Origin of the sequence: uncultured Bradyrhizobium sp. (assembly GCF_936928535.1) — a bacterium.
Lineage (GTDB): Bacteria > Pseudomonadota > Alphaproteobacteria > Rhizobiales > Xanthobacteraceae > Bradyrhizobium.
The window spans coordinates 49,403-58,007 of record NZ_CAKZHY010000022.1; the positions used below are offsets into that span (position 1 = coordinate 49,403).

Consider the following 8,605-nt stretch of genomic DNA (forward strand, 5'->3'; position numbering starts at 1 on the left):
ACATGTCGATCAGCAGTATCAATTACGGTTCGTCAGTCCTCGGCGCGCAGATCCGTAACATCAACCAGCAGCTCACCGACCTGTCGACGCAGCTCTCGACCGGCAAGCTGTCGCAGAACTATTCCGGCATGGGCACCAACGAGGGCTTCGCGATCGCCTCGCGCGCGCAGCTTTCGAACATCGCGGCCTATACCGACACGATCACCAACGTCAACGTCAACATCAATCTCGCCAACACCGCGCTGCAATCGTTGACGACGATCCGCAACACGGTGCAGACCGGCTCCGCCGGCACCTCGCAGGATCTCAACGTCAACGGCCAGACGGTGGCGCAAAACACCGCCGCCGCCCAGTTCGGCTCGATGGTCGGCGTCCTCAACACGCAGTCGGGCAACCGCTACCTGTTCTCCGGCACCGCCTACAACACGCAATCGGTCGCCAATGCTGGCGACATCATCAACGGCACCACGACGCAGGCCGGCTTGAAGCAGGTCATGGCGGAACGCCAGGCCGCCGACCTCGGCACCAACGGCATGGGACGGCTGGTGCAGTCGACGCTGCCGTCGGGCGCGATACAAGTGCAGGAGGATTCGCCGACATCGCCGTTCGGGCTCAAGATTGCGGCGGTCTCCTCGACGCTGACGGGCGCGACCATCACCGGCCCAAGCGGATCGCCGGTGGCGTTCTCGGTGAATCTGAACGGCACCAACCCGAAGAACGGCGACAAGCTCAGCGTGCAGTTCACGCTGCCTGACGGTTCGACCGAGCAGATCGACCTGACCGCGTCTACTGCGACACCCACGCCGGTCGGCAGCTTTGCGATCGACCCGGGTAATCCCAATGTCATTCCGCCGGTTCCTTCCAACCCGGCCATCACGTCCGCGAACCTCAACACCGCGTTGAACACCGCGATCACGAAGCTCGCCAACACCTCGCTGGTGGCGGCATCGGCCGTCGCGGCCGGCGACAATTTCTTCAACACGGCGGGATCGGCCACCGCGAATGCGGCGGCCACCGGCAATCTGAGCTCCTATACCTCGACGACCGGGACGGGCTCGGTCGCGTTGCAGGACAGCGCATTGGCGGCTGCGTCGACGACCACGTCGCTCGATCCTTCGGCGACACCCCATCTCAACGGAACCACTCTCAACGCGCTCGCCAACGCTCCGACCGGTACCACCCTGACCATCACCGGCGCGAACGGCGCCCACACGATCACCTTCGACCCTACCGTCACCACTGTCACGACGGCCAGCGGCAATACCACGATCGGATTGGCTTCGGGCAGCTCTGCGAAGGTGTCTGATATCTTGAATGCGATCGCGACGGCTGCCGGCGTCCCTCCATCCAATGTAACTCTGAACGCCAGCGGCAATATCCAGATCGCGACCGGCACCGGCACGGACGTGACGGTCACCGGCGGTGCGGCGGCCACGGCACTCGGTGTCAGCAGCGTGCCGCGCGGCAGCGCGCCGTCGACGCCTCCGATCACCGGTTCAACTGTGCTGAGCGGCACCGCGACCACGGGCGGCCCGGAAGTCCTCTCAACGGCGTTCCAGGCGGGGTCGGCAGGTCCGCCTGCCGTGAGCCCCGATACGATCACGGTGAACGGTCAGACGCTGACTTTTGTCGCCTCGGGCGCCGCCGGCCCAAACCAGATCAACATTACCGACAACGTCTCAACTCTGCTTAGCAAGATCGATCAGCTCACCGGCACCACGAAGCCGTCGTCCATCCATGGCGGCGTGATCACGATCAACACGGACGATCCCGGGAGCCTCAACATCACGAGCTCGAACAGCGCGGCGTTCGCGGCGCTCGGCTTCACGACGTCCCCGGTCACGGCAGCAAAGGCTCCGCTGCGCGTCGGCTCATCGCCAGCGGGTTCGGCGACGACGCTGGTGAACGGCACGGCCAACACCGTGAAATGGTACACCGGCAACGACGGGCCGGGCTCGGCGCGCTCCACCGCAGTGGCGCGGGTGGATGACTCTGTCACGGTGCAATATGGCGCGCAGGCCGACGAGACCGCGATCCGCCAGCAGCTGCAGGCGATCGCTGTGTTCGGTACGTACTCGACCTCGCCGACCGGTCAGTATGCGGGCGCGCAGGTCGCCGCGCTGAGCCTGCGCACCACGCAGGCGCTAACGCCGCAGGCCGGGCAGCAGAAGATCGAGGACATCCAGACCGACATCGCGATGGCCCAGAACACGATGAAGGATGCGTCCACGCGCCAGACCCAGGCCAAGGCGCAGCTTCAGACCATCGTCGACCAGGCGGAGTCGGCCTCGCCCGACCAGGTCGCGAGTGAGATCCTGTCGCTGCAGAATGCGCTCCAGGCGTCGTACCAGACTACCGCCAACCTCGCGCAGCTCTCGCTGGTCAAGTACCTGTAACGGCGCATTAAGGTCCCGTTAACCATGCCTCTTTACCTCTTGGAGAGGATTTGAGCGGGGCGGAGCCGTTGATGTCGGACAAGATGCAATTGGTGGTGGCGACGCCCTGCTTTGGCGGGCAGGTGTCGAGCATTTACGCGAGTTCGATCTTCGCGCTGCAGCGCGCCGTGCACGGCATGTCCAATCTCGGGCTCAAGGTGCTGCTGCGGGACGGTGATGCGCTGATCACGCGCGCACGTGCCAATCTGGTCGCAATGTTCCTGGACGACCCTCATGCCACGCATTTCCTGTTTATCGACGCCGACATCGGCTTCAAGCCCGAGCAGGTGTTCCGGCTAATCGAATGCGGCGCCGACGTCGTCGCCGGCTGCTATCCGATCAAGCGGGTCAACTGGGACAAGGCGAGGAGGGCGATCCAGGCCGGGCGAACCGACTTGACCGCAGCCTCGCTCGACTACGTGCTCGAGATCGAGGACCCAGATCGCGTCGTCGTGGTCAACGGTTTTACCCGCGTGCGCTATGCGGGCACCGGCTTCCTGATGATCCGCCGCCAGGCGCTGGAGGCGATGTGCCGCCATCCTGATTACGCCAATCTGCAATTCTTCCGCGAGCATTCGCACGACACCTTGGCTGCGAGCCAGAACCGGTTCGCGCTGTTCGAATGCATGATCGACCCGGCGACTGGCACGTACCTCTCCGAGGACTTCGCCTTCTGCAAGCGCTGGACCGATATCGGCGGCGAGATCTGGGCCGATATCCAGAGCTCGCTCGATCATGTCGGTCCCTCGGTGTTCCACGGCGACATCGCCTCGCAATTTGCGCCGGCCCCCGCGGCGGCCGACGCGGCGTGAGTCCCCCGGGATGAGCATCGGCGCATCCCGTCCGTTAGACATCGAGCGCGCATCCGAGGGCGGCTCGCGCTATCGTCTGCGCGATCTGTTCACGCCGCTGGACACGCTGCTCGTCTCCGGCGGTGATGAGCGGTTGGCGCTCGATGCGAAAGAGCGCGTCAACGCCTATGGCTGCGGACCCTCGCCGGACCCCGAGATCTGGAATTTCGCCTCGTCGACCGCCTCGGCGATCTCGCAAGCGGCCTATGACCGTGCCGCGCGGGCGCGCGAGGACCTGGTCCACAAATCGCTGTTCGACGAGGTCGAGATTGCGTTCGACCGGCGTTGCGAGGACATGCGCGACGAACTGCGCGGTCACCTCCAGCTTCCACCGGGCGTCGACGTGGTGTTCTCGCCCTCGGGCACGGATTCCCAGCTCCACGCTCTGTTCCTTGCCCACGCGGTGCTCGGTGCGCCGCCGGTGACGATCGTGGTCGGCGCCGACCAGACCGGCAGCGGCACTGTTCATACCGCGCGCGGTCACCATTTCAGCACGACGACGACGGCGAGCGGCGTTGCTGTGCGCAAGGATGCTGCGATTGCGGGCCTTGCCGGCGACACGATCGGGGTGCCGTTGCTGGACGCGGCCTCCGGCGCGATGTGCACCGACGCGGATGCCGAAATCATCCGCGCCATCGAGGTCAGCCTCGCGCGAGGCCGGCGCGTTCTGTTGCAGATCATGGATTCATCAAAGCTCGACTGGCGTGCACCGAGCGCCGCCTGTCTCGACGAGATCGGGCGGCGCTGGCCGCGCCAGATTCAGGTCGTCGTCGATGCCTGCCAGGCGCGGCTCGGCCGCCGGCGGCTGCGTAGCTATCTCGACCGCGGCTACATGGTGCTGATGACAGGGTCGAAGTTCTTCGGTGGTCCCGCCTTCAGCGGAGCGCTGCTGGTGCCGAAGGGGCTGTCGCGCGCGCTCGACCGGATCGAACGGATCGCGCCTGATTTCTTTGGCTACGCGGGCCGCTGCGACTGGCCGATGGCGTGGACGGCGCTGCGCTCGCGCTTCGAACGCAGACCAAATTTCGGCCAATGGCTGCGCTGGGAAGCGGCGCTGGCCGAGATCGAAAGCTACTATGCCGTGCCCGGCGCGTTCCGCGCGAAGGCGATGGCCGAACTTGCCATCGGCATCGACAGCATGATCACGCTGTCGCCGTCGTTGCGCGCCGTACCGGCACCGGTCGACACCGTTGATGCCAATAATGAAGAATTTATGCAGCGTTCGATCTTTCCGTTTACGCTGACGCGCCATAATAAGCCGGTGTCGATCTCAGATACCAGCGCCGTTCATCGCGCGCTCGCGCGCGACATGAACGATGATGTCGGCGGCAGCGCGGCGGACCGGGAGGTTACCGCGCAACGCTGCCTGGTCGGCCAGCCGGTGCGGCTCGCGCAACCGGACGGCGCGCCCCAGGCCGTATTACGGCTGTGTGTCGGCGCGCGGCTCGTCACCGACGCCTGGTCGGCCGATAGCGCGCAGGCCCAACGCAATGTGCAGCACATTCTCGATCGCATCGCCCACGTCCTGGTGAAGATCGAGCTGCTGCTCGACCATACTGCCGCTGTGCCGGCGTAGTCCCTGTCAGAGGTGTGAGATGTTGCATCCGCTTGCCGCGCCGAACTATGCCGATCGTATCGGCTTTGCGCATTTGACCCGCCAGGCCTTCGAGGGAGTCGATCTGCACCCGTTGCGCGAGCATCTGCTGGCGCGGCTCGCGGAAGGAACGGCGCAGGCCGGCGAGGGGCTGGATTTGTCCCTGATTGCCCAGCTCATGGGCGAGAAGGAAGCCGGGCTCGTGATCCAGTCCGAGGTGCTCTCGTTCCATCAGCTGTTTCGTACTCCCACCGCTGCGCCGAAGCCGGGCTTGCGCGTGCTTGCGCTGGCAGCCGACATTGACATGGGCGGCAACACGCCGATCGAATTCCTGCTCGAAGGCTCCGACATCGAGCTCCTCACGCTCTACGTGACCAAGTCAACCGGCCTGCCGGAAACACTGCCTGAACATGACGTTGCCATCGTGGTCGCATCCGACTCCGAGGAATGCCGCGAAGCGCTTGCGCTGATCGAAAAGGCCGCGCCGCACTGGCCGCGACCGCTGCTCAATCGCCCCGAGCTGATCGGCAATCTCGATCGCGACAAGCTGTATCGGCTGCTGGCCGACATTCCCGGTCTCGACATTCCCGTGACGGCCCATGCGACGCGTGCGCAATTGATTGATCTTTCTGATGGTCGGATCGCTTGCGCGGCGATCACGGATGAGCTGCACTTCCCGATGATCGTGCGGCCGCGCGGCACGCACGCCGGCGTCGGGCTCGCGAAGATCGATGATGCCGCCGCGCTTGCGACGTATCTCGCCGAGCGGCAGGAGCAAGACTTCTTCGTGGCGCGTTTCGTCAACTACGCAAGTCCCGACGGTCTCTATCGCAAGATCCGGCTCACCATGGTCGATGGCAAACCCTATGCCTGCCACATGGCGATCGCCGATCGCTGGGACATCTGGTACCTCAACGCCTACATGGCGTTCAGCGAAGAGAAGCGCGCTGAAGAAGCCATCTTCATGCAGGACTTCGACCGTGCTTTTGCCGGGCGCCACAGACACGCGCTCGATGAAATGAGCCGCCGCGTCGGGCTCGATTATTTCATCGTCGATTGTGCCGAGAACCAGAACGGCGAGCTCCTGGTGTTCGAAGCCGACAACACCGCCGTCGTGCACAACATGGATTCGCCGGCCGTGTTTCCATACAAGCCGCCGCAGATGCGCAAGATCTTCGCTGCTTTCACCGCGATGCTGTCGCGGCACGCCAAGGGGGCTGCGGAGGCCGGCGCGGGGTTTGCCGCATGAACGAGATCATCCGCAAGACGCAAGCCGGCGTCACGAACGGATCGCTCGATCCGCAAGAGTGGAGCGCGTTTCGCGACCTCGCCCATCTTATGCTCGACGAGGCGATCGACGGCATCGCCAACGTCCGCGCGCGGCCGGTCTGGCAGCCGATCCCCGACGAAGTCCGTGCGGCCGTGCGAAGCGATGAGCCGCGCGAGGCCACCGATCTCGCCGAAGTCTATCGCGAGTTCTCCGAACACGTGGCCCCTTACGCGACGGGTAACGTTCATCCCGGCTTCATGGGCTGGGTGCATGGCGGCGGCACCGCCGTCGGCATGGTCGCGGAGATGCTCGCGGCGGGCCTCAACGCCAATCTCGGCGGGCGCGACCACATGCCGATCGAGATCGAGCGCCAGATCGTCGAGTGGATGCGCGGCTTGTTCGGCTTTCCGCAAGGTGCGAGCGGCATCTTCGTCACCGGCACGTCGATGGCCAATCTGATGGCCGTGTTGGTGGCGCGCACGAATGCGCTCGGCGCGCTGGCGCGGCAGCACGGCATCGGCGGTGACGGCGCGCTGCTGACGGCTTACGCGTCGAAGGCCGCGCATGGTTGCATCTCTCGCGCGATGGACATTGCCGGGTTCGGCACCGATGCGCTGCGCCAGATCGATATCGACGCCGACCATCGCATCGATGTCGCTGCGCTGCGTGCGCGGATCGCCTGTGATCGCGAAGTCGGCTTCATGCCGTTCCTGGTCACGGCGTCGGCCGGCACCGTCGACATCGGCGCGATCGACGATCTCAAGGCGATCGCAGAGCTGTGCCGCGAGGAAGGCATCTGGTTTCACGTCGACGGCGCCTTCGGGGCGCTCGCGATCCTGTCGCCTGAGCTCGCGCCATTGCTCGATGGCATTGCATTTGCGGATTCGATCGCACTCGATTTCCACAAATGGGGGCAGGTGCCTTATGACGCCGGCTTGCTGCTGGTGCGCGATGGCGAACGTCACAGGCAGGCCTTTGCGCAACCGGCAGCCTATCTGAGCCGGGAGGCGAGGGGGCTCGCGGCCGGCGCCGTCTGGCCTTGCGATCTCGGTCCGGATCTGTCGCGCGGCTTTCGTGCGCTGAAGACGTGGTTCACTCTGAAGACGTTCGGCACCATCAGGCTGGGTGAGGTGATCGCGCGAAGCTGCGCGCTCGCAAGATATCTGGAGACGCGCGTGCTGGCCGAGCCCCGGCTCGAGCTGCTGGCGCCGGTCAATCTCAATATCGTCTGCTTCCGCTACCGTGCCGACGATGCGGTCAATCGCGAAGTGGTCGCCGATATCCAGGAGTCCGGCATCGCTGCGCCGTCGAGCACGATTCTGGACGGCAAGTTCGCGATCCGTGCCGCGATCGTCAATCATCGCACGGAAGAGAGTGATATCGACGCGCTGGTGGCGGCCGTGATCAAGTTCGGCATGCAGCGCACCGGCGGAGTGATCGAGGTCGAGGCACCGCCGCTCGCGACGCAGTGATCGTGATCGGCTGAAACGACAACGGCCCCGGAGATGATCCTGGGCCGTTGTCGTTGAAGGCGGGAGTGCGCCGATCAGGCCGCGGTGGCGTCCGTCTTGGGATGCGTGGCCTCGAACTGCTCACGCAGCTTGTCCTCGTAGGCGATCAGCTTGCGGGCGTCCTTCAGGGCCCGGTAGAGATCGCCGCTCATGATGTTGTTGTTGATGCTCTCGATGATCGGCCAGGCGCTGGGCACGGCGGTGATGATGTCGCGCACCAGGTTGAAGTAGGTGCCGTGCTGGCTCTGCGGATCCGGCGAGATGTACATCAGCTGGACCGCCAGATAGACGAGCTTGGCAGGCGTATCCGCCGTCTCGGGCGTGAGGATGTCACGCTCGCGCAGGATCGGCACGTTGTCGCCGTCGATCAGAAGGCGGGCGCGCTGGTCGGTGTTGGTGATGACGCAGTTCCCGACAATGATGCGTTCGTGCGGCCTGAGCTCGACCTTGAGGGCCATTTGCCTGTTCTCCATCAACGCTTTCGTAACCGAAGCGCGTGTTGTGGCGGTTCAGGGTGCAATACTCCCTCAACATTAGTTAACGAGTTCTGAATCCGGGCCGTCGCCACGGAAAAGCTCAATCATATCAACGCTGAAATCGCTGGGCGGGGTGCCGGTGCCGTCGCGTTGGTGGGCCGAATCACGCCGCGACTCAGCGAAAGCGCGGGTTTCATTTCATGCTTCGTTAGATTCTCGGAGCCACCGTCCGCCGGTCGCTGGGTCAATCAAGATCCCAGGACGCGTAACAGTAGCGTCGTTTACCAGAAAGGTAACACCCAATGTCCGGTATCGTTCTTTCCGCATCGGTTCGTCAGAACCTGCTCTCCCTCCAGTCCACCGCTGACCTCCTCGCCACCACGCAAAATCGCCTGGCCACCGGCAAGAGCGTCAACTCGGCCCTGGACAACCCCACCAACTTCTTCACGGCACAGTCGCTCGACAACC

Annotated in this window: 6 protein-coding genes and 1 pseudogene; 6 read left to right on the forward strand and 1 reads right to left on the reverse strand. The window is 64.6% G+C overall.

Annotated features, from left to right (window positions below):
- Positions 1-2: 2 nt before the first annotated feature.
- From Q0687_RS02805 to Q0687_RS02825, 5 genes are all read left to right on the forward strand, one after another.
- Positions 3-2,396 carry a flagellar hook associated protein gene (locus Q0687_RS02805; protein WP_298871966.1) on the forward strand — a complete coding sequence of 798 codons (2,394 nt, stop codon included), beginning with the start codon at positions 3-5 and terminating at the stop codon, positions 2,394-2,396.
- A 71-nt stretch (positions 2,397-2,467) separates the two neighbouring features.
- On the forward strand, positions 2,468-3,247 hold the full coding sequence (locus Q0687_RS02810; protein WP_298871968.1) for a hypothetical protein: 780 nt from the start codon (positions 2,468-2,470) through the stop codon (positions 3,245-3,247).
- Between the two features lie 10 nt (positions 3,248-3,257).
- The gene (locus tag Q0687_RS02815; RefSeq protein WP_298871972.1) at positions 3,258-4,862 is read left to right on the forward strand and encodes a hypothetical protein; all 1,605 of its coding nucleotides are present in this window, start codon (positions 3,258-3,260) and stop codon (positions 4,860-4,862) included.
- 19 nt (positions 4,863-4,881) lie between these two features.
- Positions 4,882-6,129: a hypothetical protein gene (locus tag Q0687_RS02820; RefSeq protein ID WP_298871974.1), complete on the forward strand. Its 1,248-nt coding sequence runs from the start codon at positions 4,882-4,884 to the stop codon at positions 6,127-6,129.
- Positions 6,126-7,622 (forward strand): aspartate aminotransferase family protein, encoded by a 1,497-nt coding sequence (locus tag Q0687_RS02825; protein WP_298871976.1) that lies wholly within the window; start codon positions 6,126-6,128, stop codon positions 7,620-7,622. Before Q0687_RS02820 ends, Q0687_RS02825 begins: the two co-directional genes overlap by 4 nt.
- Before the next feature lie 74 nt (positions 7,623-7,696).
- Here Q0687_RS02825 and flbT read toward each other — a convergent pair whose 3' ends face one another.
- Positions 7,697-8,119, reverse strand: a complete 423-nt coding sequence (gene flbT / locus Q0687_RS02830; protein ID WP_298871979.1) for a flagellar biosynthesis repressor FlbT — start codon at positions 8,117-8,119, stop codon at positions 7,697-7,699.
- Positions 8,120-8,439: 320 nt separating this feature from the next.
- On the opposite strand from flbT, the pseudogene Q0687_RS02835 reads away from it, so the two are divergent.
- Positions 8,440-8,605: pseudogene (locus Q0687_RS02835) on the forward strand (flagellar protein); the annotation flags it as partial.

Coding starts and splice junctions, on each gene's coding strand:
- Q0687_RS02805 (WP_298871966.1), top strand. CDS start 3: ATGTCGATCAGCAGTATCAATTACGGTTCGTCAGTCCTCGGCGCGCAG.
- Q0687_RS02810 (WP_298871968.1), top strand. CDS start 2,468: ATGTCGGACAAGATGCAATTGGTGGTGGCGACGCCCTGCTTTGGCGGG.
- Q0687_RS02815 (WP_298871972.1), top strand. CDS start 3,258: ATGAGCATCGGCGCATCCCGTCCGTTAGACATCGAGCGCGCATCCGAG.
- Q0687_RS02820 (WP_298871974.1), top strand. CDS start 4,882: ATGTTGCATCCGCTTGCCGCGCCGAACTATGCCGATCGTATCGGCTTT.
- Q0687_RS02825 (WP_298871976.1), top strand. CDS start 6,126: ATGAACGAGATCATCCGCAAGACGCAAGCCGGCGTCACGAACGGATCG.
- flbT (WP_298871979.1), bottom strand. CDS start 8,119: ATGGCCCTCAAGGTCGAGCTCAGGCCGCACGAACGCATCATTGTCGGG.